The organism is Mycolicibacterium agri (genome assembly GCF_002553505.1).
In the GTDB taxonomy this organism is placed as follows: Bacteria; Actinomycetota; Actinomycetes; order Mycobacteriales; family Mycobacteriaceae; genus Mycobacterium; species Mycobacterium agri.
This window is the reverse complement of sequence record NZ_PDCP01000010.1, coordinates 41411-66217: the sequence shown is the minus strand read 5'-3', so window position 1 is coordinate 66217 and position 24807 is coordinate 41411. Positions and strand designations below refer to the sequence as shown.

The following is a 24807-nucleotide window of genomic DNA, read 5'->3' as shown; positions in this document are numbered from 1 at the left end:
AATGGCGCGATCTACTCGCACTTTTCCGCCCAAGTGTCGGTTTGGGCGTGAACCGGGGGCCCGGAGACCTAGCTGGTGCCGAGCGGGTCGATCGTCCAGGCGATATACAGCACCGCCGCGCTGACCAGTGCCGTGGTGACGAAGTCAATTCCCTTGCTGCGCACCACAAGCAGGCCCGCCTTCTCCTCGGGCAGCGTCAGACGAAGCGCCGCGGCAGCGACCACACCGATACCGATCACCAATGCCCCGCGCCGCCAGTACCCTGCGATGACCAGGCCGAAGGCCGCGATGAAGAACGCGCCCACCAGCAGGATCGGCCACTGCCCGTGGAACACCTTGCGCGCGAACTCGGCGATGGTCACGACGCGCGTTCGGCCAATTCGACGACGTTGGTCAACAGGAACGCCCGGGTCAACGGGCCCACCCCGCCGGGGTTCGGGGAGACATGGCCGGCCACCTCCCACACGTCGGGTGCGACGTCGCCGACGAGCTTGCCGTTCTCGTCGCGGCTGACCCCGACATCGACGACGGCCGCACCGGGCCGCACCATGTCGGCTGTCACCATGTGCGGCACACCTGCCGCGGCGATGACGATGTCGGCCTGGCGGGTCAACTGCGGCAAATCGCGAGTTCCCGTGTGGCACAGCGTCACTGTCGCGTTCTCGGAGCGCCGTGTCAGCAACAGGCCGAGCGGCCTTCCGACGGTGACGCCCCTGCCGATCACGACCACGTGCGCGCCGGCGATCTCGACGTCGTAGCGCCGCAACAGGTGCACGATGCCGCGCGGCGTACACGGCAGCGGCGCCGGCTCGTTGAGCACCAGCCTGCCCAGGTTCGTCGGGTGCAGGCCGTCGGCATCCTTGTCCGGATCCACGCGTTCCAGCGCCGCGTTCTCGTTGAGGTGCTTGGGCAATGGCAGCTGCACGATGTAGCCCGTGCACTCGGGGTTGGCGTTCAGCTCGTCGATGGTCTCGTCGAGCTTGGCCTGGCTGATGTCGGCGGGCAGGTCGCGCCGGATGGAGTTGATGCCGACCTTCGCGCAGTCGGCGTGCTTGCCGCGCACGTAGGCCTGCGAGCCGGGGTCGTCGCCGACCAGGACCGTGCCGAGGCCCGGTGTGCGGAGCGCAGCCGTCAGCGCCGCTACCCGTTTGGTGAGATCGGTGAAGATTTCGTCCCGCGTGGCCTTACCGTCCAGTGTGATCGCACCCACGAAAGCCAGTCTGGCATGCTCGGCGTATGAACACGGCGACCAGCCTGCCCGGCGACACGCATCGGGCACATCCCGATGTGTTCTCCCCCGCCAAGCTGGGCCCGGTGACGCTGCGCAACCGCATCATCAAGGCGGCCACGTTCGAGGCGTCGACGCCGGACGCGCTCGTCACCGACGACCTCATCAAGTACCACCGGCTGCCCGCGGCCGGCGGTGTCGGCATGACGACGGTCGCCTACCTGGCGGTGACCCCTGGCGGCCGCACCGAGGGTAGGCAGATCTGGTGGCGGCCGGAGGCCATCCCCGGGCTGCGCGACCTGACCGAGGCCATCCACGCCGAGGGCGCGGCTATCAGCGCGCAGATCGGCCATGCCGGGCCCGTCGCCGACGCCCGCTCGAACAAGGCGACCGCCTATGCGCCCGTGCGGTTCTTCAACCCCCTGTCGATGCGTTTCGCCAAGCGGGCCACCAAAGACGACATCAAAGACATCATCGAAGCCCATGCGAAGGCGGCCCGCTTCGCGATCGAGGCCGGCTTCGACGCCGTCGAAATCCATTTGGGCCACAACTATTTCGCGAGCTCGTTCCTGAGCCCGCTGATCAACCGCCGCGACGACGAGTTCGGCGGCTCACTTCAGAACCGCGCCAAGGTGGCCCGCGGACTGGTGCGCGCCGTGCGCCAGGCGGTGGATCGGGAGGGCACGCCGATCGCGGTGACCGCCAAGCTCTCGATGGCTGACGGTGTGCGCGGCGGCATCACGATCGACGAGGCGCTACAGACCGCCAAGTGGCTTGAGGAGGACGGCGGCCTGGACGCCCTCGAACTGACCGCAGGCAGCTCACTGGTCAACCCGATGTATCTGTTCCGCGGCGACGCCCCGGTCAAGGAGTTCGCCGCCGCGTTCAAGCCGCCGCTGCGGTGGGGCATCCGGATGACCGGCAACAAATTCTTCCGCGAATACCCGTACCGCGACGCGTTCCTGCTGCGCGACGCCAAGAAGTTCCGCGCGGAGCTGAAGATGCCGCTGATCCTGCTCGGCGGCATCACCAATCGGGAGACCATGGATCTCGCGATGGCCGAGGGCTTCGAGTTCGTCGCGATGGCCAGGGCGCTGCTCGCCGAGCCCGACCTGATCAACCGGATCAAGGCCGACGGCGACGCGCACACCGTACGGTCGGCATGCACGCACTGCAACCGGTGTATGGCCACCATCTACAGCCACACTCACTGCGTTGTGACCGGTTCGCCGGGCTGACCCGCCGCCGTCCTGTCGTTCGTCGGAGTCCGCGCGAATACCTATAGAGTTACTCGCGATGAGCCGACCAGCCGCCCCGCCAGCGCTGACCGTGCGATACGACGGATCAGCACGCACCTTCGCCGCTGGAAACGACGTCGTCATCGGTCGCGATCTGCGCGCCGATGTCCGCGTCGCGCATCCACTGATCTCCCGGGCACACCTGGTGCTCCGGTTCGACCAGGGCCGCTGGATCGCGATCGACAACGGCAGTCTCAACGGCATGTTCGTCAACGGCAGGCGGGTGCCGATGGTCGACATCCACGACGGCCAGCAGGTCAACATCGGCAATCCCGACGGCCCGGCGCTGACGTTCGAAGTGGGCAGGCAACAGGCCGCGGGCAGACCGCCGACGTCGGCGATCCCGATTGCTGGCCGGGCCAGCGGATCCTGGCCCGCACAACCGCCCACCGCGCCGCCGCCGACCGCTCGTCCGCCGGCGTATCCGTCGGGTCCGCAGCACCGATACCCGTCGACACAGCAGCGGTACCCGAGCGCTCCGCCGCCGAGTTACACTGGCGCACAAGGCCGTCCGCCGAGCATGGCGCAGCAGGCTGCACCGCCGCAGCAGGCACAACCCGGACTGTCGCAGCCGGCGCTGGAATCGGTCACCGCGATGGGTCCGACGGCCGCTCCCCGCTCCACCGAGGGCAACCTCGCGACGAGCATGCTCAAGATCCTGCGGCCCGGCCGTCCCCCCGAGGCGCCGCCGGGCTCGATCAAGATCGGCCGCAGCACCGACAACGACATCGTCATCAACGACGTGCTGGCGTCTCGGCATCACGCGACGCTGGTGCCGACGCCCAGCGGCACCGAGATCCGCGACAACCGCAGCATCAACGGCACGTTCGTCAACGGCGCCCGGGTCGAGTCGGCGACTCTGCACGAAGGCGACACCGTCACCATCGGCAACGTCGACCTGGTCTTCCACGACGGCACCCTGGTTCGTCGCACCGAGACCGCGGCGGCGACCAGCACCGGCGGTCTGGAAGTGCACGGCGTCACGTGGACGATCGAGAACAACAAGACGCTGCTGGACAACATCTCGATGTCGGCACGGCCCGGCACGCTGACGGCCGTCATCGGGCCGTCGGGCGCGGGCAAGTCGACCTTCGCCCGGCTGGTGGCCGGCTACACACATCCGACCTCCGGCACGGTCTCCTTCGAGGGTCACGACATTCACGCCGAGTACGCCTCGCTGCGCTCCCGAATCGGGATGGTGCCGCAGGACGACGTGGTGCACGGGCAGCTGACCGTCAACCAGGCGCTGATGTATGCCGCCGAGCTGCGGCTGCCGCCGGACACCACGAAGGAAGACCGCGCCCGCGTGGTCGCCAACGTGCTCGAGGAACTCGAGATGACGCGGCACGCCGACACCCGCGTCGACAAGCTGTCCGGTGGTCAGCGCAAGCGCGCGTCGGTGGCGATGGAGCTGCTGACCGGTCCGTCGCTGCTGCTGCTCGACGAGCCGACCTCGGGCCTCGACCCGGCGCTCGACCGTCAGGTCATGACGATGCTGCGCCAGCTCGCCGACGCGGGCCGCGTGGTGCTGGTGGTCACGCACTCGCTGTCCTACCTCGACGTATGCGATCAGGTGCTGCTGCTGGCGCCGGGCGGCAAGACGGCGTTCTGCGGGCCGCCCAGCCAGATCGGTCCGTCGATGGGCACCACGAACTGGGCCGACATCTTCAGCACCGTCGCGCGTGACCCGGACGGCGCGCACCAGCGGTTTCTGGCCCAGCACGGTCCCCCGCCTGCACGGCCGCCCTCCCAGGAACCCGTCGACCTTGGCAAGCCGACCCGCACCAGCTTGCGGCGGCAGTTTTCGACGGTCGCGCGCCGCCAGATGCGGCTGATCGTCGCCGACCGCGGATATTTCGTCTTCCTCGCGGTGCTGCCGTTCATCATGGGCATCCTGTCGCTGTCGGTGCCCGGCGACGTCGGCTTCGGTGTGCCGGTGCCGGCGATCCAGGGCGGCGAAGCACCCAACGAGCCGGGGCAGATCCTGGTGCTGCTCAACGTCGGCGCCATCTTCATGGGCACCGCGTTGACGATTCGAGCCCTGATCGGCGAGCGCGCGATCTTCCTGCGCGAGCAGGCGGTCGGGTTGTCGACGACGGCGTACCTGCTGGCGAAGGTGATCGTGTTCGCGGCGTTCGCGATCGTGCAGTCGGGCATCGTCGTCGCCATCAACGTCTGGGGCAAGAAGTGGGGTCCCGGCGCCGTCACCAGCGGGGCCGTCATCCCCAACCGCACCCTCGAGCTGTTCGTCGACGTCGCCGCCTGCTGCGTGGCCGCCGCGATGGTGGGCCTGGCCCTGTCCGCGCTGGCCCGCTCGAATGAGCAGATCATGCCGCTGCTGGTGGTGGCGATCATGTCCCAGCTGGTGTTCCAGGGCGGCATGATCCCCGTGACCGACCGCCTCGTGCTCGACCAGTTGTCCTGGTTCACGCCCGCGCGGTGGGGCTATGCCCTCACCGCGTCGACGATCGACCTGCTCAGGTTGGTGCCGGGACCGCTGACGCCGCAGGATTCGCATTGGCGACACGAACCGGGCACCTGGTGGTTCAACATGGCCATGCTCGGGTTGATCTGCATCGGCTATGTGAGCTTTGTGCGGTGGAAGATCCGGCTCAAGGGCGGATGAGTGTGCTGGCGGGTATTGTTGGCTAATATCTCCGCTGGTCAACGCGCTGCCTGAAATTGGCGTACAAGGCACTGTCAGACCCACGCTAGGCTGGGTGAACGAAGCTACGTCACCCGTGCCGACGGCTGTCGGTGCGCCATAGAAAGGATTGGACAGCTATGTCCACTCGCAACCGTAGTGTTCGCTTGATAGGCGCCGCGCTGGCCGCCGGGGCGTTGCTGGGCGCCACAGCGGCGCCGGCCGCGGCCTGGCCCATCGCGCTGACGGCCGAGGACCACAACTACCTCAACGCGGTGCGCGGCGCGTTCCCCCGCGACGACGACACCCTGCTGCTGGCCATTAGTAGCCAAAAGTCGCAACTCCCAGGTATCTAACCAGTTTGTAGTGTCGAGAACGCGTTCGTGACACACGGTCACGGGGTTCCCGTGTCCGTCATCGGCTGGCGGCATGATGGCGTAGCGACTGTCGGATGGCGTCTACGCCTTGGTGCGGTCCTTCTAGTGGGTCATTTACCTCCTCAATCTTGCCCGTCGGCGATCTCGCTGAGCTTGCGCTGCCCACGCCGTCGGAGGTTTCTCAGCGTTTTCTCAACGGTGACTTGGGACTATCGGCGCCGTAGAGATCGCCACACCGGGGCAATTGCAGGAGACGTGTATGCACTCATTTCGACGGCGCCGTACCCGCGTCATCGCAGCAATCTGCGGGCTGGCCGCCCTATTGGTCCTCGGCGTGTCATCGGCGGCCGTCGATGCGCCGGCCATATCGCCACGAATCGTGCCCTTGTCTGGCTCGATGACCCTGGGCGCCACCTCGACAATGACGACTCCCTTGCCTTCGCCGGAAATCGCATCCGCATCACCAACAGTGAAAGCGCCACACAAATAGATCGCACGGGTACACAGCACCAATAGATGTGGTGGCTATTCTGTTGGCGCTGTGTGGCTTTGAAGCGCTTCGCAACGCGTTGGAAGACCAGCATCAGCAATCGTCGGCGCCGCTCGGGCTCTATCCTCTTCGAGACCGACGCGGCTCGCTGCGCTGTGAGCTAGACATCAACGGAGATGTGATCGCGTGAAACGCTGGGCGTCGACGTGTTTCGTCCACGTGGTTGCGCTTGGCTTGTGCGCCAATGACGTTCAGCGGGCGCAGACCGCCGTTGCATATCGGGATTCGCCTACGAGAGGACAGGATTGTGGTCCATCACCTGAGCTATGCCGAGGCGCTGATCGTTGGCGCCTTCCAGGGAATTACCGAGTTGTTTCCGGTATCCAGTCTTGGCCACTCGGTGCTCATACCGGCGCTGATCGGTGGACAGTGGGCCCGTGACTTGAATGTCTCGGCGCCGGAATCGCCGTATCTGGCGTTCATCGTCGGTCTGCATGTTGCGACAGCGGCAGCTTTATTGGTGTTTTTCTGGCGGGACTGGATCGAAGTGATCGCGGGCTTCATCAGCTCGGTTCGTCACCGGAGGGTGCAGACTCCGGCGGAGCGGTTGGCGTGGCTGCTCGTAATCGCGACGATTCCGGTCGGTATCGCGGGTCTGGCCCTGGAGCATCTGTTTCGCACAACATTGGGTAAACCAGTGCCCGCTGCTGCATTCTTGATCGTCAACGGGGTGATCCTGCTTGTCGGCGAGCGGTTGCGCCAACGCCGCGAGATGTCTCTGGCGGTTGCCTCTCTGCCCGAAGGGATTTCGCGTGCTGCGGCAACCCAGCCATCGCTTGAGTCAGGTGTTGGCAGGCTCTCCGCTGATGACCAGCAGATCGCCCGACAAACCATGCCGCAGGGTGTGATCATCGGATCTGCCCAGATTCTGGCCTTGCTGCCAGGCATTAGTCGCTCCGGCGTGACGATGGTCGCGGGCCTGTTGCGCGGATTGTCACACGCTCAGGCAGCCCGGTTCTCCTTCCTGCTGGCGACGCCCGTCATTTTGGCTGCCGGAGTGCTGAAGATCCCCGACCTATTCGGGCCGCTCGGCGAGGGAATCCATGGGCAGGTTCTGGCGGGCAGCGCGGCTTCGTTCCTGGCCGCACTGTTCGCAGTGGGTTTTCTCACCCGCTACTTCCAGACACGAACCCTCACCCCGTTCGCTGTGTACTGCATGCTTGCTGGTGCGGGCAGCATGATCTGGCTGACAACACACTGAGCTGCTCGGAGGGAAACCGTTAGCGGCCAACCGAATTCACGCCCTTTCACCGATGACAGTGACACGAAGCGTTGCGGGTGACTCGTGGCTACTCGTAGGGTCGGGTTAGCGAAGGTTTTTATTCGCGCAGGCAGGGCTTGCCCTCAGTCGAAGGATCTGACGGCTTGCTCGCCCAGCAAAACGCCGCCAACCTGCACACCGCACCCGGCGACACGGTGCAGATCGGGCGGAAGGACATGGCGCCGTCGACCTCTATTGCAACCTGAAAGCTTGTGGAAGACAGCTAACCATTGGCGGCATTACGATTTGCCGGGTGAAGGCCCGTTTATTGATGATCACCGCCGCGCTGTCATTGACCGCTGTGAGCGCGGCCTGCGCGGGCGGTCCATCCTCTCCACCTGCTGCCGGCACGACATCAATTTCGCCGTCCAACGCCTCGACCTCAGCCTCGGCGCCAGCGAGTCCCCAGCCGATGAAGATCACCGACCCTTACTCGCTGGCGATCGATCCAACGGCCTTCTCGAGCACCGTCAACAATCCCTATTTCCCACTCACCCCAGGCACTCGCACGATCTACGAGGCAGACACCCCGGATGGTCTGCAACGCACCACCACTGAGGTCACCCGCGACACCAAGAAGATCATGGGCGTGGACACTGTCGTCGTCCACGACACACTTACCGTCAACAACGAACCCTTCGAAGACACCTTGGACTGGTATGCCCAGGACCGCGACGGCAATGTCTGGTACTTCGGCGAAGCCACCAAGGAGTTCAAAGACGGCACCGTAGACACCTCGGGATCCTTCGAGGGCGGCGTCAACGGCGCCCTACCCGGCATCATCCTGCCCGGGCACCCCCAGATCGGCGATCAGTACCGCCAGGAGTACGCCAAGGGCGTGGCCGAAGACACCGGCGAGGTGCTCAGCCTCACCGGAAGCGAAACCACACCGCTCACCGGGCCCGCCAAGGATCTGCTGGTCACCAAGGACACCGACCTTCTCGATCCCACCGGCCCGGGCGAGAACAAGTACTACGCCCGCGGCGTCGGGCTCATTCTCACCGTGCAAACAACGGGCCCGGCCGAGCGCGACCAAGCCATCGCCGTCGAGAAGTTCTGACATGACCGTGCTCGACGGCGATCGCGACGTTTGCGAAGCCATTGATACGAGCCCACGCGAGCCCTGGTACGAGACGGTCACGGCCGTGATCGCGCTCGGCGCCATCGCCGTGGTCGCAGTTGGCATCGCGGTGTCGGCGGTTCTTGTGGTGTCCCGCGAGCCTGTCGGACCTACCGGCGCTGTCGTGCCCACACGCCCGGTCACCACCACAGCGCCACCACTAGCCCCATCCACGCCGCCCACAACGTCACCAGCCGCTACGCGCGCTCCTTCACCCGACGCGCCGAGCACCGCACCGGTGATCGTCCCGACACCGGTCGGACCCAGCACGACGCAAGCCCCGCCGAAGCCGCGGGAGACCAGCGACGCCCCCGTTCCGAGCGCGTCCGCGCCGCCGAAAAGCGCGCGCCCGACGACGCATCAGCCCTTCCCCCAAGAGACCACTGATTTTCTGGGCCCGCCCGGGACAAACCACTAAACTGGCGGCATCGCCGAGCGCCATCTCTAGGTTTGGCTGACATCGCCCACTACTGAAAGTGCGCGAACGGCCGTTCACCGTCGAGCGGGCCGATCAGGCCGAGCTCGGCGTTTTTGAGCGGGCCAGTCGAGCAGCATCGCATGTGGCCGTACATCGCTTCTCAGCGTCTCCACAGCCACCGGTCGCCACGCTGATGCCATGTCCGATGTCCGAGGCACCGTGCTCGACGCGATCGTGGACGCCGTCACCGGGAAGGCCGGTGCGGCGACGTATTTCGTCGCGTTGGTCGTTGCGAGCTTTTTACTCGGCGCCCGTGTGCTGGCAACCCATCGCCATGTCGCCCTGGGATTGCGCGTGGCGGGGTTGCTCACTGCGTTGACGGCACTGGCGCTCGGTATCAGCAGCCACGGTTGGGTCAGCAGACTCGACTTGGCAACCACATCGTGGTTGGCCGCGCACCGGTCGCTGGGTCTGGACGTGGCAGCCACGGTGATCACCGATTTCGGCAGCCCGGTCGCGACCGCGGTCGCGTGTGTGATTTGCGTGGCCCTGCTGTCCTGGTTGTCTTGTTCGGTGGTGCCGGGCATCGTCGTCATCGGCACGGTCGGCGCCGCGGCTGTGGCCAGTACGGCGCTCAAAGCGGTTATCGGTAGGCCCAGGCCGCCCCTGCAATGGCAGGTTGTTCTTGAGACCGATCCGTCGTTTCCGTCCGGTCATGTCACCGGTACCGCGGCCCTGTGGGGCATCATCGCGGTGGTTGTCGGCATGGACCGGGGGCGCACGACGCGCGCATGGCTGGCGGTCGCGGTCGTTACCGCAGTGATGCTCATCGCCGCCACCCGTCTTTACCTCGGCGTGCATTGGCTGTCCGACGTCACTGCCGGGGCGATCCTGGCCGCAGTCTTCGTGACGCTCGGCGCGGCCGTGTTTGATGTCGTAGCCGTCGACGCGGTCGGCACGACGCATCAATCCCAGCCACGGCGCCGCCAGTGTCGGCGCGCCGATGACCCTCATTTCGGCACGCGGATCATCAATCCCATCCCGCGGGGGTCAACGTCGCTGTCGTCTCGGTCGGCCGATATTGACTTCGCCCGCGACACCGGACGACGTCTGTCCACACATCTCGGGAGGAACACATGAGACTCGCCACGCCAGCGCTTTCGGTTGTCATGGCGGGCTTGACGACGGTGTTGCTGCTTGGTGGGTGCGCGGCCAGCGACAGCGGCCCGTCGGGCTCAGCCGCCCATAGCGGCACCGCGACTACTGCGGCACCGGAGAGCAACCCTGCGGGTGACATCCCCGACACTCAGGTTTTTGTGCCGTTCACCCCACCCGCTGGCCTGTTCACGGTGTTAGTGCCCGAAGGCTGGGCGCGCACCACCGAGGGCACGGCGACGAGTTTCACCGACAAAGCCAACACCGTGCGCATCGAGACGGCCGCCTCCGCCGAGGCCCCCAGCACCGAATCGGTCCAGGTCGACGAATTGCCGGCGATCGCGTCATCAACCCCGGGGTACCGTCCCGGGACGGTCAGCGCTGTACAGCGCAAGGCCGGGTCGGTCATCGTGATCACCTATCAAGGCACCTCAGCCCCCAACCCGGTGACCGGCAAAACCGGCATCGACGCCTTCGAACGCTACGACTACTGGCGAAACGGTCACGAAGCGATCTTGACCCTGTCCGGCCCGGTCGGCGCCGACAACGTCGACCCGTGGCGCACCATCACCGATTCACTGCAATGGACGTGACAACCCCACCGGCGTTGCAAGCCCGATCCCTTTACCGGTTCTACCGCGCCGACGACGAGGAAACCGTTGCACTGCAAGGGGTTTCACTGACGCTGCATCCAGGCGAGTTCGTCGCCGTCAGCGGCCCTTCCGGCTCGGGCAAATCGACCTTGCTGGCGTGCCTGGCCGGCATGGACGACCCCGACGGGGGCAACGTGCACGTGGCCGGGCAGCCGATCAGCCATCGACCCGAACCCGAACGCGCCCGCATCCGGGCCCGGCACATCGGGACGTTGTTCCAATACGACAACCTGTTCGGCCACCTGAGCGTGCGCGACAACCTGACGCTGGTGCGATCCCTGGCAGGTCGCCGACGGCGGGCAGATCGCCCCGACATCCTCGGCCTACTCGGTCTAACCGACCGGGCCGACGCCTACCCCGGTCAGCTTTCCGGCGGCGAGCTGGTCCGCGCCGGGCTGGCGATCGCACTGGCCAACACCCCGGCGGTGGTACTGGCCGACGAGCCCACCGGCGAACTCGACACTGCCACCGAAACCCAGGTCCTCGAACTGCTGTCTGAGACCGCCGCACGCGGCGCCGCCGTGCTGGTTGCCAGCCACAGCCCCGCCGTCGCCACCGCGGCGGCCCGCGTCGTTCGGCTCATCGACGGCCGGATCTGCTCATGACGACCAGGACAGGCGCCCGAACAGGCGCGCCGCACGGCGCCGCCGCTTCAGTCGTGGTGCACTGCACCGACCTCAGCCGCACGTTCGGCGTCGGTCCCACCGCGGTACACGCGGTACGGGCGGTGAGCTGCTGTGTCCCGCGGTGGGCGCGCATCGCCCTGACCGGACCGTCGGGATCCGGAAAATCCACCCTGCTACATCTGATCGCCGGACTCGATACCCCGACCGCGGGATCGGTGCGATGGCCCGCCCTCGTCGAGGGGCCCCGCCCCGGCCGCCCGACCGGAATCGGCATGGTGTTTCAAGGCCCGAGCCTGCTACCCAGCCTCGACGTCACCGAGAACGTCGCGCTGCCACTGCTATTCGCCGGGCAGCCTCACCAGGCGGCCATGCGCCACGCCCGCGCCGCGCTCGACGTGCTCGACATCGGCGACCTGGCGGCCAAACTGCCCGACGAGCTCTCCGGAGGCCAAGCCCAACGCGTGGCCATCGCCCGGGCGCTGGCTACCCGCCCCGCGGTGATCCTCGCCGACGAACCCACCGGGCAGCTGGATCACCCCACCGCGGATCGGGTAATCACGGTGCTGTTGGACTCCGCGGTGTCGATCGGCGCCGCGGTGATCATCGCGACCCACGACCCGGCCATCGCCGCTCGGCTGCCCGACCAATGGGTCATGCGTGACGGACAGCTCGACACGCAACCCAACACCGATGCCCAGACGACATGATCACCGCCTGGCTACTTGGACTGCTGCGCCGTCGCGCGGGACGACTCTCGGTGACCGCCGCCGGCATCGCTGCGGCCGTCGCGCTGCTGGCCTGCCTGGGCAGTTTCCTCAGTACCGCGCAACACTCAATGACCGCGCGCGCCGTGCGCAGCGTGGCCGTCGACTGGCAAATCGAAGTGCAACCCGACACCGCAGCATCGGCCGTCCTGACCGCCGTGCGGTCTACACCCACGGTTACAGCGGCGCTGCTGGTCAATTTTGCCAAGTCCACCGGATTTGTCGCGCAGACTGGTGCGAGCACCCAAACCACCGGCCCCGCAATAGTTTTGGGTATTCCACCGAACTACCGGGCCCAGTTTCCCGGTGCGATCCGCACCCTCGTCGGCGCCGAGGGCGGGGTGCTGCTTGCCCAGCAAACCGCCGCCAACCTGCATGCCGCGCCGGGCGACACGGTGCAGATCGGGCGGGCCGGCATGGCACCGGTGGCCCTCACAGTCGATGGAGTTGTCGACCTGCCCCAGGCCGACTCCCTGTTCCAAAATGTCGGCTCGCCGCTCGGGGCGCAACCCGTCGCACCGCCGGACAATGTGGCGATCCTCGACCAGGCCGCCTGGCACCGCATCTTCGACCCGCTTTCGGCGGCGCGGCCTGATCTGGTGCGCATCCAGATTCACACTGCCCTGGACCACACCCTCCCCACCGATCCCGGTTTCGCCTACACCCAGGTCAGCGCGACGGCCCGCAACCTCGAGGCCCGCAGCGCCGGCGGGGCCCTGGTCGGGGACAATCTCGGCGCCGCACTCGATGCCGCCCGTGGTGACGCCGCCTACGCCCGGGTGCTGTTCGTGTTTCTTGGTGTTCCCGCCGCCGTGTTGGCCGCCCTATTGACCGCGACGGTGGTCGCCGCGGGCTCTGAGCGACGCCGCCATGACCAGGCGCTGCTACGCGCCCGCGGCGCCTCCCCGCGTCAGCTAATCACCCTGGCAGCAGCGGAGACGGCCGTGACCGGTGTGCTCGGCAGCGCGGCCGGCCTGGCCATCGCAGCACTGGCGGACATGGCCGCGTTCGGATCAGCGCGGCTGGGCGCCGACCTGTCCACCACGATCGGCTGGGCCAGCGCCTCCGCGCTCGCCGGGCTGGTCATCGCGGTTGCGGCGGTACTGACCCCGGTCTGGCGGGACCTGCGTGGCGCCACGATCAGCGCGTCTCGCGCCGATGTGCGCCGAACCCGCCCCCCACGCTGGACCCGACTCGGTCTGGACTTCGCCGCGCTGGCGGCATCGGGCGTGTTGTACTGGCTGGCCCGACGAAGTGGCTACCAGATCGTGCTAGCGCCCGAAGGTGTCCCGGCGATCTCGGTGTCGTACTGGACCTTCGCTGCCCCCGCGCTGCTGTGGATCGGCGCCGCCCTGCTGGTGTGGCGGCTCGCCGACCTGCTGCTCGGCCGCGGCTGGCCAGTCCTGGCCGGGGCGCTGCGGCCCGTGAGCGGTTCCCTCTCACGGATCATCGCCCGCTCGCTGTCACGCCAGCGCGCCCCGGTGGCGCGCGGCATCGTTTTGATCACGCTGGCGGTTGCGTTCGCGGCTTCCACGGCGACGTTTAACGCCACCTACCAAGCCCAGGCCGAAGTCGACGCGCAACTCACGAACGGCGCCGATGTCACCGTCACCGAACCGCCGGGCGCCGTAGTGGGTCCAGCGGCCGGCGAGCGGTTGGCGGCCATACCCGGTGTGCGCGCCGTCGAACCTATCCAGCATCGCTTCGCCTATATCGGCGCCGACTTGCAGGACCTCTACGGTGTCAACCCGGTCACCATCACCCACGTCACCGCGTTGCAAGACAACTACTTTCGCGGCGGCACCGCCCACGACCTACTGAACAAGCTTGCCGCCCAACCTGATTCGATTCTGGTCAGCGCCGAAACGGTCAAAGACTTCCAACTCGACCCCGGCGACACCATCAACCTGCGTCTGCAAGACGCCCGCACCCACCAACTAACCACCATCGGTTTTCACTATGTCGGGATCGTCGCCGAGTTCCCCACCGCCCCCAAGGACAGCTTCTTTGTCGCCAACGCCGGCTACGTGGCCCAACACACCGGCAGCGACGCCGTCGGGTCCTTCCTCGTCGACACTGGCGGACATAACACCACCGCGGTCGCCAACCGACTCCGCGACGTCGTCGGCACCACGGCGACCGTCACCGACATCACAGCCACCCGCGGCAGCATCGGATCAAGCCTGACCGCCGTCAACCTCGCTGGCCTGACCCGCATCGAATTGACGTTCGGACTCGTCCTGGCCACCGCCGCAGGAGGATTGGTGCTCACGCTCGGACTCGCCGAGCGCCGCCGCAGCTTCGTCATCGCCCACGCACTCGGCGCCACCCGACGCCACCTGCGGTCATTCGTGGTCGCCGAGGCCGTCATCCTCATCGCATGCGGCCTGGCGGCAGGCGCCGTCCTCGGCGCAGCGCTCTCCCGCATGCTGGTCAGCGTGCTCACCGGCGTGTTCGACCCGCCACCAACCACACTGACCATCCCGGGGATCTACCTGGTTGCCACCGCACTGGCCAGCGTCGCCGCGATCGGCGTGGTATCCGCGGCCACCGTGCGCCTCGCACGCCGCGCACCACTAACCCTGATCGGCGAGCTGTAACCCTAGGCACAACGAGTGACGCGTCGGGTTGCAGCCGGCGGCCCCACCCGGCGAGGACGCCTTTCCAGCTCTCACCGAACTTCGGCTACAACGCTGCGCTGAACGCTGAACGGCTATCAACTTCGCTGCCGCTACCCGATGGGCGGGATACGCCAAACGTGATCGAACGAATACGTTCGGTGTGGAAACCCGGGGCGAACGAGATCCCCCATTTGACTCCGCTCGGCCGGAGGAGTCAGTCTCGTCAGAAAGGTGATCTGTTTGCCGCGTGCCCCAGCGTAGCCGGGCGCATTTCTTGTATCGCCTTGTGCGGTGTGGGAACTCGATGGTAACGACGCTGTCTGGGCCGATGCTGGCAGCCGTGGCCCAAACGCGATACGGCGCGCGCCGGCCGGTGCCGCGTTTCAAACGATCGTGCGCGGATGCGGTCGCCCGCCTGCCGTTCAAGTTGAATCCCGTTGTGGCGCCTATCATTCTGGGATTCGTCGTGATCAAACGCCGGCCCGTTCTCACCGCTGCTCATCGCAATTGTGTCCTTGTCGCTCAACCACTTTGGCCCGCTGCGCTTCAGTATTCACCGGCAGATCTGAAACGATGCTGTGCCCCCTGAAGACCGTCTCAGCAGCGCCGGTGACCGCGGCGCGTTCGGGCAGTAAGCACTGGGCCTGGCGTTCACGCCGTACTCACGCCAGCTGCAGCATCGATAGCCGCACAGTGGGTTTCGGCGTCTGTGCGCGCAAGGCAGCCTTCCAGCTCGCCAACGACTCCGATCCGAGACATCGCATTCTTTGCGTGACTGTGAGCGGTCTCAGCCTCATTTCAGCACCAGCACAAGCTCGGACGAGCATGGCGAACCCGACGCCAGATCGGCGGAGAATCGAACGAAGGCACTCGAACCTGGGATGAACCGCAGAAACAGGATCGTGGCTGCGGTGAGCGCGGGCGTTGGCCGCCTGCGCGATCGGCGGCGGAGTCGCCCAGGCCAACGCCACACCCACCCCGCCGCCTACACCAACGTCGGTCATCGACACCCCCGAACCCCGCGACACCGCCGATGTTCCGGGAGCGCCGACACCGACAACGTGCAGGACGGAGACCAGAACGGTCCCGAGGTGCCCGACACCACGGCGGCTCCTGCGCCGCCGGGACGTTAGCGGCAGCTGCCACGACCGTTTCACCCGCGGCGGCGGGCCTGTGCAAGCGGGTCCGCCGCTGCACCATCTGAACGGCCCCTCTTGCGCCCGCGCACTGGTGGGAGGCAGGACGACAGAGGGTCACCCACAGATAGCCGCAAGTATCGTGACGCTACGCCGGCGGCCGGAGTCGGGCTAGTTGCCGGGCGCGTCGGGCTCGTTGTCGGAGCCCGGAGGCTCGGTCTTACTGCCGACAATCAGGAAGTCCTGGTTGAGGTTGACGTCGGTCACGCTGCCGTCGGCTTTGGTGACTTCCACCTGGTAATGGCTTTCCTCGTCGCCGACCTCGGTGGCCGTCACGGTTCCGCCTCCCGTGAAGTCCAGCGCTACTTTGGTCGCCTTGGTCAGCGCATCGCCGGTGATCGGAGTGCCCTCACCGTCGTCGGGTTGGGCCGCCGCGATACCGGTCCCGATGGCGACCGTCGCCGCACCGACCGCGGCCACGATTCCAATTCGTTTGAAATTCATGGCCCAGATGTTGCCTGTTACTACCTGACAGCAACCTGAACACACACGAATCCGGAACTGATGTTCAGTGTCAGTTCAGGAAGGGCCGCCCATGCTGGACACGGATCCATCCGATGGAGGTGACCGGCATGGGCAAGCCCTTCGTCGTTTTCGTGACCGCGGTCGCGCTGGCCGGCTGCGGCGCGAACGACGCGGCGCCGGCCCCAACCGGGGCGAGTGCACCGATCAATACAGGTAGCCCGGCACCGAAACAAGCGCCGCCCGCTTGGACGGTTCCGTTGATGAACAGTCCTTACCAGCCCAACGTCGATCCGACTCAGTTCACCGACAAGATCACCAACCGGTTCTTCCCGCTCGTTGCAGGCGCCGTGATGGTCTACGAGGGAAAGCGGGACGGGTTGCCTCTGCGCATCGAGCTCACGGTGACCAACGACACCAAGGACATCACGGGGGTGCGGACGGTCGTCGTGCGCGACATCGTCACCGGAGCACTCGAGGAGCGCACGTCGGACTGGTACGCACAGGACAGCGCGGGCAATGTCTGGTACTTCGGCGAGGACACAAAGGAGTACACGAACGGCGTCGTGTCGAGCACCGCCGGTTCATGGGAGGCCGGCGTCGACGGTGCGCTGCCGGGAATCATCATGCAGGCCAAGCCGGTACAGGGCGACGCGTACCGACAGGAGTACCGGCCGACTGTCGCGGAGGACGTGGCCCTGATCAAGCAGACCGGCGCCTCCGCCGAGGTCCCGGCAGGCCCCTACTCCGATGTGCTGGTGACCAACGATCGAGACCTCCTCGACCTCAACAAGGATGAGGACAAGTACTTCGCGCCGGGTGTCGGGCTCGTCAAGCTGGGCGGCCTGGTGAACGGCCACCGAGAAGACATCTGGCTGGTCAACATCCTGGCCCCGAAGTGACGCAGACTGGCCCGGCGATGGAAGCCCGTGGGCTCTACCACATCTACCGCGAGGCCGATGTCGAGACGATCGCGCTTCGAGGCGCGGCATTGACTCTGGAACCCGGTACCTGGACAAGCGTCATGGGACCGTCGGGAAGCGGCAAGAGCACGCTGGTCTATGTGTTGGCCGGGCTCATCGAGCCCACCGGCGGAGCCGTCATCGTCGACGGTGAAGACCTCACACGCCTGCCTCCGCCCGCTCGGGCGCGCTGGCGTCGACAGCGGGTTGGCCTGGTCCTCCAACGGGACAACCTTCACCCGCTCCTCGACGTCGCCGAGAACATCGAGTTGCCGCTGCGGCTTGAGGGGCGAGGGCGCAAGCAGATCCGCGCCCGCGTCGATCAACTCCTCGACGAGGTTGGTCTTACCGATCGGCGCGGGCACCGTGGAGGACAGCTCTCCGGCGGGGAATCTCAACGCGCAGCCATCGCCATTGCCCTGGCGCCACAACCGCGCGTGCTGCTGGCCGACGAACCGACGGGCGAGCTGGATGAGTCGACGGCCGCAGGCGTTCTCGATCTCCTCGCAGCGCTGAAGGCCGCAGAGGGCGCGAGCATCCTCACGGTGACGCATAACCCACAGGTCACCGAGCGGGCCGACCGACGATTCATCATGCGCGACGGCGAGATCTTCGATGCTGCCTGACGTTCCGGCCATCGAGGCACTCGCGGTGTCCCGGACCTATAGAGGTGGTGGACACGAAGTCCGAGGCGTCGACCACGTATCGCTTTCCGCCGCCCGCGGCGAGGTCGTCGCGGTTACCGGCCCGAGCGGCTCAGGGAAGAGCACCCTTCTGTATATGCTCGCAGGGCTTGACATCCCGGACGACGGGGCGGTACGGGTGACCGGTGTCGACTGGGCGACGCTGCGGGGTCGGCTACGCGCCCGGTTTCGCCGGTGCAACTGCGGTTTCATTGTTCAAGGCATGGCACTGCTTCCTCAGGCGACGGCCGCCGAAAACGTCGAGGTGCCTTTGCTTCTCGACGCCGTGGAGCCGGCGGAACGGCGCTGCCGTGTGGCAGCGGCGCTCGAGCGGGTGGGACTCGAACAGCACACCCTGAAGCTGACCGACCAGCTCTCCGGTGGCCAGCAGCAACGGGTCGCGATCGCGCGGGCGCTGGTTTCCGAACCCGCGGTCGTGGTGGCCGACGAACCAACGGGAAGCCTCGACTCGGTGACCGCTCAGGACATCGTCACGCTGCTGGTGGCCGCGGCGCGCGAGCGCAATGCGGCCGTTGTGATGGTCACGCACGATCCCACGGTTGCCGCTCACGCCGATCGCGTGGTTACCCTTCGATCAGGGCGACTCCAATGATCGGGTGGCTCACGGCCCACACGATCCGGCGTGCCCCAAGACGCCTCGTGCTCGGCGCACTGGGAGTCGCGTTTCCCGTCGCGATGCTCGCCGCGACACTGCTTTTCGTCGATGACGCCGACCGCGCCATGACACGGGTCGCGTTGCAGCCGGTGCAGATGGAGATGCGCGCGCTGGGCAGATCGCTCGACATGGACATGATCTCCGTCAGCCACGATCTAGGCGCGGTGCCTGCGGTGGCCCGCGCCGAGCCTTTCGCAGCGACCAACGTCGTGGTCCAGGCCCCCGACACCGGAAGTGGACGGCCCGACTGATCGCCGTCGACCCGTCCTACTTCGCCAGCCGACCGTGGCTGAAAGTCGTCAGCGGCCAGCCCGGCGGCGGCGCGCTCCTCGATGAAACGCTGCGTAATACTCCCGGATTTGCGCAGACCCGCGCCGTCTCGATCGCGCTGCCCGGCGACGCCCCGAAGCTCTCGCTCACACTTGCGGTGACCGGAACAGTCGATCTACGGGACGCCACAACATGGTTCGCCATCCCGTACGGAGATGTGCAGGGCGATGTGGTCGCGGTTCCCCGCTCGCTCGTCATCGATTTCGCGACGTTTCAGCGCGACGTCCTGCCGGTGCTGCAGGAGTGGGCCACCCATGGGGGAATCTCGCCGGTGTTCGATCCCGGTTCCACCGATCTGCCCCCTGTGACCCTCGAATCCCACCTCAGCGTGGATCACTCGGCATATCCGCCCAATCCGAATCGCGCGGCGGCATGGTCCGGCCAGCTCCGGACACGCCTCGAGCGCACGGCGCCGGGCTCGATCCTGGTTGCCGACAACGCCGCCGAGACATTGGTGCTCGCCGTAACCGACGCCACGAACGCGAAGATTCTCTTCCTTCTGCTCGGCATCCCAGGCGTCCTCGCCGCAGGCGCGCTCGGTCTCGCCGCGGGATCGGCCCTGGCCGAGGCGAACCGGCGTGAGGAGGCGTTGCTGCGGATGCGGGGTGCGACGAGTGGACAGATCCGTCGCGTCGCTGCGGCCGACGCGGCTGTCGTGGGTCTGTGCGGATCGATCGTCGGACTCCTCGCTGCGGCCGTCACCGTCAGCCTGGTCACCGGCGGACCGGTGTGGAGGGGTGTGGCCGCGGGAGAGCTCGCCACCACGGCGATTCTGGCCCTTGCGGTTGGCGGCGTCACCACGGTCATCCGGCTGCTGCGGCTCAGAAGAGCGGAGCACGGATCGGAAGTCGCCGCCGAGCGCCATCTGCTGGAGCGGGGGTGGTCGCCGCTGTGGAAGCGGGCGTATCTCGATCTGATTTTCATCGCGCTCGGACTGTCCGTCCTGGGCATCAATCGCCTGGCCGGTGGGCTGTCGCAGACCCCGATCGAGGGCACGTCGCTGGCGCTGTCGTTCTATGTGCTGTTGGCACCGATCTTCCTTTGGCTCGGCGTCACCTTCCTGGCCGTTCGCGTGGTGCTGGCGATCTTGGGTCGACGGGCGCAGCGAGGCCACTCGGAGCCGTTGCCGTCGTGGCGCGCAGCCGCCACCCGATGGAGCGGCCGCCGTCCGGCACGCATGGCCGTGGCGCTGATGCTCGGGGCGTTGGCGGTGGCATTCGGCACCCAAGTGCTGACGTTCGCCGCGACGTATCACACCGCGAAAGTGACGGACGCCCAGGCGGCTTTGGGCTCCGACATGCGCATCACACCAAACGATCCCACCAACAAGTTGCCCGCCGTCGGTTCTCAAATCGCCGCGGTCAGCCCGTTCCGCCTAGTGCCCGCCCAGGCGGGCAGCGATCGCAAGACGATCATGGCGATCGACCCGTCCAGCTATCCCGCCGTATCGACCATGGCACCGCGGATCCTGCAGGGCCAGGGTCCCCAAGCGCTCGCCAACGATCCCCTGGGCGTCCTTTTGCTCAAAGAGCTCGCCGTCGACTTCGACGTCGGACCCGGTGACACGCTACCGATCACGATCTATCCCGACGACTTCGAAAAGAGCACAAACCTCAAGCTGCATGTCCTCGGCGTCTACGGCTCGTTCCCACCGACGACCCCGCCGCCCGACCAGCCGGCCGAACTCGTCGTGTCAGCAGCCGCGATCCCCAAGACGGTGCCCGTGCCACCCGACTTCTACCTTGCCCGCGTCGCTCCCGGCCACCAGGTCAGCGCGGCGGCCGCCGAACTCGGCAGAAGCTTGGACGATCGATTCGGCGTGACAACGGTCGCAAACCCGATCCAGCGAGGCCTCACCGCGCTGAACCTCGCAGGCCTCGGCCGCATCGAAGCGCTCGGAGCCGCGCTGATCGCCGCCGTCGGAGTGGCCGTGCTCGGAGCGTTCCTCGTTCTCGAGCGCCGGCGCGAGTTCGCGATCCTTCGGGCGGTCGGCGCACAAACATCGCAGGTTCTCACCGGACCCGCTCAGGAAGGCATCGTCGTCGTAATGGGCAGCTTGCTGATCGGCGTTCCCGTCGGTCTGGGACTCGCACTGATCGAGGTTCGGGTGCTCGCCCTCTTCTTCGCCCTACCCCCGCCAATCCTCACGCTGCCGGCGGGGCCCCTCGCCGTGTTCATCCTGTTCATGGTGATGACGTCGGCTGTCGCCATGGCGGCAGCGCTGGCCGCCGTCACGCGGGTGCGTCCCGCCGCGGTGTTGCGGGAACCCTAAGGCGTCAGCGGGCATGCAGACCCGTGACGGCTTGGGACAGCGTGCCCGCAGCGCGGTCGACCGCCCGCAGGTCTTCGCCCTCGGCGGCCCGCCTGAGCTCCTGCAGCGCAGTGTCCACCGGCCCGGGCGATTGGACGCCGTGTCGAGAGCGCTCCCAAATACGTTCCAACGCCGCCACATCCGCCACCACCGCTCCCGAGTCGTCGGCCGCCACATCGATTGGAAGCTGGTTTGCCCACATCGTCATGCGGGCCAGATCGACATCGACCACCCGCTGATACAGCAGCCGCAGATCGAGCTCGTTCTGGGCGACACGCAGGGCGGCCGACTGCGCCGCTTTCCAGTCCCGGACGTCGATCGCGGACGTGAACTCGCCCATGTCCCTCTTCATCGCCGAGACCATCTGCGGCGGAATGCCTTTGGCGAGGGCCGCCGTCCACGCCTGATCCAGCGTCGTTGCGGCTTGCTTCGCGCGTTCGGCATCGGAACCGGCGACCGCCTGCACGACTGCGCGGGCCGCGGCGGTCAGGGCGCCGAACTCGGCGGGGGCCGGATCGGCCCTCTTGTCTGTCGGCGACGCCAGCGACACCGCCTCGAGATCACCTCCCGGGCCCCCGGTGGAGAACTCGCCATATCCGGGAGCGAAGATCTTGCCCTCCCGCGTACCGTCCATGTGCAGCTCATCGACTTCCATTGCTCCGCTGATGTTTCCGCTCGGCCCAGGCACGCTCATATCGACCTTGTCGACGCGCACCTCTTCGAATACGACCTCCGGCACATTCTCCGGTCGGTACACGTCACCCACCTGTGGATGGGCCGGCATGATCATCGCCGCGGGGACCTTGTCGTCGACGACCCAGGTCCCTTCAGTGTCGGTGACCTTCCCGTCTTCGTAAGCGGAGTAGTCCTCACTGAAGTACCACACCGAGCCGTCGTCGGCCTGTGCGTAGCGGTCGATGGCCACCTCTTGGATCCGGCCGTTGAGGTACGCGACGTACTGGATGATCGCCGTGTCGACCGTCGCGCCGCGATACGGCGTCGGCTTGGTCTCCGGCAGTAGGGTCACCTCGGTGCGGAACGGCTTGTTGTCCACGTGCCCGCCATAGATGATCTGCTCGACACGGCTGGTCGGATGTAGCGGGTTCGTGATTGGGGTCGAGTGGCTGAACTTCGGCGTGACGAGGTCGATGCGTTCACTATCCGGCGCCACCGGCAGGCATTGATCGGATTTTTCGCCGGATTCGGTGACGATCTTGATGCACTCCGCCATCGTCGGCTCCGAGCTGCCGCCGCACGCGACACCGAGTGTGGCGACGAGCGGCACACAGACCGAGAGCGTGGCGAGCCGGCGACCGGCATCGGCATACATACTGTTCACAGGCTGCCTAATAGCACCTGACAGCAACCTGAACGCTCCTCAGCCCTCGCCGGCCGGCATCACCACCTGAATGCGGGCACCGCCGAGCGGCGACGCGCCGATCGAGAGCGAGCCGCCGTGCGCCCTGATCACTTCGTCGACGATCGACAGCCCGAGACCGCTGCCGCCGTCGTCGCGCGAACGTGCCTCGTCGAGGCGGACGAAGCGTTGCAGCACCCGGTCGCGTGCGGATTCGGGGATGCCCGGCCCGTCGTCGTCGACCGTCAGCACCACGTCGCCGCCGCGCTTGGCCAGCGTGATGTCGATGCGACTTGCCGCGTGCCTGGCGGCGTTCTCGCCGAGGTTGCGGAACACGCGCCGCAACGCGCCGGCATCGCCCTGAACCCGCGCCGCGCCCACCCCTGACGTGTCCACCCGCTTCGACGTGGTGGAGCGCAGCCGACGCGCCTCCTCGAAGGCCAGGTCGTCGAGGTCGACCGCTTCACGTGACAGGGGAACATGCTCGTCGGCGCGGGCCAGCAGCAGCAGGTCCTCGACAAGGCGCTGCATCCGCTGTTGCTCGGCCAGCACCACATCGCCGAGCTCGGCGGCGGTCATCCGGTCCGGATGCGCGAGCGCGACCTCGGCGTGCTGCCGGATGGTGGTGATCGGCGAGCGCAGCTCATGCGATGCGTCGGATACAAAGCGGCGCTGGCTGTTTCGCGCATTTTCCAACCTCTCCAGCATGCGGTTCATCGTTGCGGCCAGTCGGCCGATCTCGTCGTCAGCCTTCGGTTGCGGTACCCGCCGGTGCAGCTGCGCGGCCGAGATTTCGTCCACCTCACGCCGGATCGCCTCCACAGGCGCCAGCGCACGTCCGACCGCAAACCAGGTGGTGAGCCCGACCAGCGCCACCATCACCGGCACCCCGATGATCAACAACCGGGTGAGCACCGTGGCGGTGTCGAGCACGTCGACAAGCGCCCGCGCCACCACGACGATCCGCTGACCGTCAGCGGTCTGCGCACTCTCGGCGACCGCGACGAACGGGTCGTTGTCCAGCGGGGTGATCACCCAAGCGGATTGGCCTGGCGCCAACCGCCCCACGGCCGGCTCGCCTGCGATATTCGGGCTGGATGCCACCACCGCCCCCGCTGGGGTGAGCACCTGAACCAGCTGCTCGTCGCTGCCGGCGACCTCGAGGATGGGTGGCCGCCGGGACTCGAGTTGACCCACAACCTCGGCGGCCTGTTTTTGAGCCGACTCCGTCACCTCCTTGACCATCGTCGACCGCGCCGCGGCGATCAGCCCTGTCGCTCCAACCGTGAGGGCGATAGCGACGATGATCGTGGCCACCCCCGTCGTGACCACCCGCAGCGTGGCGAGGTGCCTAAGCACGCGCGGCGACCAGCCGGTACCCGGCACCCCGCACGGTTTCGATCAGCGCGCCGTCGCCCAGCTGCGGCAGTTTCGTGCGCAACCTGCGCACGTACACCTCGACGATGTTGGGGTCGCCATCAAAGTCGAAATCCCAGACATGGTCCAGAATGTCGCGCTTCGACAGCACTTCGTCGGCATGGTGCATCAGGTACTCCAGGATCGCGAACTCGCGCCGGGTCAGGTCGACCTGTTTGCCGCCAAGCCACACCCGCCGTGTGGCCGGATCCAAGCGGATGTCGCCGGCCTCAAGCATTGTCGGCCGCGGACGCGCCCCTCGGCGACGCAGCGCCCGCAGCCGCGCGAGCAGAACCGCATACGAGAACGGCTTGGCCAGGTAGTCGTCGGCGCCGGTGTCCAGGCCCTCCACCTCGTCCCAGACGCCGTCCTTGGCAGTCAGCATCAGGATCGGGGTCCAAATGCCTTCGCTGCGCAGCGTCCGACACACCTGGTAGCCGTTCGCGCCAGGCAGCATAACGTCGAGAATGATTGCGTCGAACGGATTTTCACGCGCCATCCAGATGCCATCAATGCCGTTGTACACCACATCCACGGCGAAACCCTCCGCCTCGAGCCCCTTGCGGAGCCCCGCCGCGAGCCGCTGCTCATCCTCAACCACCAATAGACGCATCGTGCGTGCCATGATCCCAGCCGAAGACTGTCATGCGGCTGAAATTTGCAGGCCTCGGCGATGAGCTTTCGGACCGATTCTCAATC

At 66.9% G+C, this 24807-nt stretch carries 21 protein-coding genes and 1 pseudogene; 15 read left to right on the top strand and 7 right to left on the bottom strand.

Features of this window, described 5'->3' with window-relative positions:
- Positions 1-68 precede the first annotated feature (68 nt).
- Positions 69-362: a DUF3017 domain-containing protein gene (locus CQY20_RS07600; RefSeq protein ID WP_097939461.1), complete on the bottom strand. Its 294-nt coding sequence runs from the start codon at positions 360-362 to the stop codon at positions 69-71.
- Complete coding sequence (locus CQY20_RS07595) at positions 359-1210, bottom strand: bifunctional methylenetetrahydrofolate dehydrogenase/methenyltetrahydrofolate cyclohydrolase (protein WP_207767252.1); 852 nt, start codon at positions 1208-1210, stop codon at positions 359-361. Before CQY20_RS07595 ends, CQY20_RS07600 begins: the two co-directional genes overlap by 4 nt.
- A 26-nt stretch (positions 1211-1236) precedes the next feature.
- Here CQY20_RS07595 and CQY20_RS07590 point away from each other — a divergent pair, with 26 nt between their 5' ends.
- The 4 genes and pseudogenes from CQY20_RS07590 to CQY20_RS07575 all read left to right on the top strand — a co-directional run.
- The gene (locus CQY20_RS07590; protein WP_097939460.1) at positions 1237-2466 is read left to right on the top strand and encodes an NADH:flavin oxidoreductase; all 1230 of its coding nucleotides are present in this window, start codon (positions 1237-1239) and stop codon (positions 2464-2466) included.
- A gap of 58 nt (positions 2467-2524) precedes the next feature.
- Positions 2525-5152, top strand: coding sequence for an FHA domain-containing protein (locus tag CQY20_RS07585; RefSeq protein ID WP_097939459.1), 2628 nt, complete (start codon positions 2525-2527; stop codon positions 5150-5152).
- 158 nt (positions 5153-5310) lie between these two features.
- Entirely contained in the window at positions 5311-5526 is a 216-nt protein-coding gene (locus CQY20_RS07580) for a hypothetical protein (protein ID WP_133119040.1), read from the top strand.
- An 821-nt stretch (positions 5527-6347) separates the two neighbouring features.
- Positions 6348-7298: pseudogene (locus tag CQY20_RS07575) on the top strand (undecaprenyl-diphosphate phosphatase); the annotation flags it as partial.
- Between the two features lie 252 nt (positions 7299-7550).
- Here the strand turns inward: CQY20_RS07575 and CQY20_RS34450 are convergent.
- Positions 7551-7781: a hypothetical protein gene (locus CQY20_RS34450; protein WP_133119039.1), complete on the bottom strand. Its 231-nt coding sequence runs from the start codon at positions 7779-7781 to the stop codon at positions 7551-7553.
- Here CQY20_RS34450 and CQY20_RS07570 point away from each other — a divergent pair.
- The 6 genes from CQY20_RS07570 to CQY20_RS07540 all read left to right on the top strand — a co-directional run bounded on the left by CQY20_RS07570 (position 7771) and on the right by CQY20_RS07540 (position 14694).
- On the top strand, positions 7771-8418 hold the full coding sequence (locus tag CQY20_RS07570; RefSeq protein ID WP_097939456.1) for a hypothetical protein: 648 nt from the start codon (positions 7771-7773) through the stop codon (positions 8416-8418). The genes CQY20_RS34450 and CQY20_RS07570 overlap by 11 nt on opposite strands.
- Before the next feature lie 676 nt (positions 8419-9094).
- Positions 9095-10036, top strand: a complete 942-nt coding sequence (locus tag CQY20_RS07560; protein ID WP_097939454.1) for a phosphatase PAP2 family protein — start codon at positions 9095-9097, stop codon at positions 10034-10036.
- A complete protein-coding gene (locus CQY20_RS07555; RefSeq protein WP_097939453.1) occupies positions 10033-10644 on the top strand; it encodes a hypothetical protein in 612 nt (203 codons plus the stop codon). Before CQY20_RS07560 ends, CQY20_RS07555 begins: the two co-directional genes overlap by 4 nt.
- The gene (locus CQY20_RS07550) at positions 10635-11309 is read left to right on the top strand and encodes an ABC transporter ATP-binding protein (RefSeq protein ID WP_097939452.1); all 675 of its coding nucleotides are present in this window, start codon (positions 10635-10637) and stop codon (positions 11307-11309) included. The genes CQY20_RS07555 and CQY20_RS07550 overlap by 10 nt, the downstream gene beginning before the upstream one ends.
- A complete protein-coding gene (locus tag CQY20_RS07545; RefSeq protein WP_097939451.1) occupies positions 11306-12037 on the top strand; it encodes an ABC transporter ATP-binding protein in 732 nt (243 codons plus the stop codon). Before CQY20_RS07550 ends, CQY20_RS07545 begins: the two co-directional genes overlap by 4 nt.
- Positions 12034-14694 (top strand): FtsX-like permease family protein, encoded by a 2661-nt coding sequence (locus CQY20_RS07540; RefSeq protein WP_097939450.1) that lies wholly within the window; start codon positions 12034-12036, stop codon positions 14692-14694. The genes CQY20_RS07545 and CQY20_RS07540 overlap by 4 nt, the downstream gene beginning before the upstream one ends.
- A 1328-nt stretch (positions 14695-16022) precedes the next feature.
- Here CQY20_RS07540 and CQY20_RS07530 read toward each other — a convergent pair.
- A complete protein-coding gene (locus CQY20_RS07530) occupies positions 16023-16355 on the bottom strand; it encodes a PepSY domain-containing protein (RefSeq protein WP_097939449.1) in 333 nt (110 codons plus the stop codon).
- A 281-nt stretch (positions 16356-16636) separates the two neighbouring features.
- Between CQY20_RS07530 and CQY20_RS07525 the strand changes: the two genes are divergently transcribed.
- From CQY20_RS07525 to CQY20_RS07505, 5 genes are all read left to right on the top strand, one after another.
- Positions 16637-17275, top strand: a complete 639-nt coding sequence (locus CQY20_RS07525; protein WP_133119038.1) for a hypothetical protein — start codon at positions 16637-16639, stop codon at positions 17273-17275.
- Complete coding sequence (locus CQY20_RS07520) at positions 17272-17961, top strand: ABC transporter ATP-binding protein (RefSeq protein ID WP_234816144.1); 690 nt, start codon at positions 17272-17274, stop codon at positions 17959-17961. The genes CQY20_RS07525 and CQY20_RS07520 overlap by 4 nt, the downstream gene beginning before the upstream one ends.
- Positions 17951-18631: an ABC transporter ATP-binding protein gene (locus tag CQY20_RS07515; protein ID WP_097939447.1), complete on the top strand. Its 681-nt coding sequence runs from the start codon at positions 17951-17953 to the stop codon at positions 18629-18631. Before CQY20_RS07520 ends, CQY20_RS07515 begins: the two co-directional genes overlap by 11 nt.
- Positions 18628-18945 (top strand): hypothetical protein, encoded by a 318-nt coding sequence (locus CQY20_RS07510; RefSeq protein ID WP_097939446.1) that lies wholly within the window; start codon positions 18628-18630, stop codon positions 18943-18945. Before CQY20_RS07515 ends, CQY20_RS07510 begins: the two co-directional genes overlap by 4 nt.
- A gap of 176 nt (positions 18946-19121) precedes the next feature.
- The gene (locus CQY20_RS07505) at positions 19122-21296 is read left to right on the top strand and encodes an ABC transporter permease (protein ID WP_133119037.1); all 2175 of its coding nucleotides are present in this window, start codon (positions 19122-19124) and stop codon (positions 21294-21296) included.
- A gap of 4 nt (positions 21297-21300) precedes the next feature.
- On the opposite strand, the gene CQY20_RS07500 is transcribed toward CQY20_RS07505, so the two are convergent.
- From CQY20_RS07500 to CQY20_RS07490, 3 genes are read right to left on the bottom strand one after another with little or no spacing between them, the layout of a single operon-like run.
- A complete protein-coding gene (locus tag CQY20_RS07500; RefSeq protein WP_234816143.1) occupies positions 21301-22674 on the bottom strand; it encodes a hypothetical protein in 1374 nt (457 codons plus the stop codon).
- A 39-nt stretch (positions 22675-22713) separates the two neighbouring features.
- Positions 22714-24051, bottom strand: a complete 1338-nt coding sequence (locus CQY20_RS07495; protein WP_234816142.1) for a sensor histidine kinase — start codon at positions 24049-24051, stop codon at positions 22714-22716.
- Positions 24044-24721: a response regulator transcription factor gene (locus CQY20_RS07490; RefSeq protein WP_097939520.1), complete on the bottom strand. Its 678-nt coding sequence runs from the start codon at positions 24719-24721 to the stop codon at positions 24044-24046. The genes CQY20_RS07495 and CQY20_RS07490 overlap by 8 nt, the downstream gene beginning before the upstream one ends.
- Positions 24722-24807 lie beyond the last annotated feature (86 nt).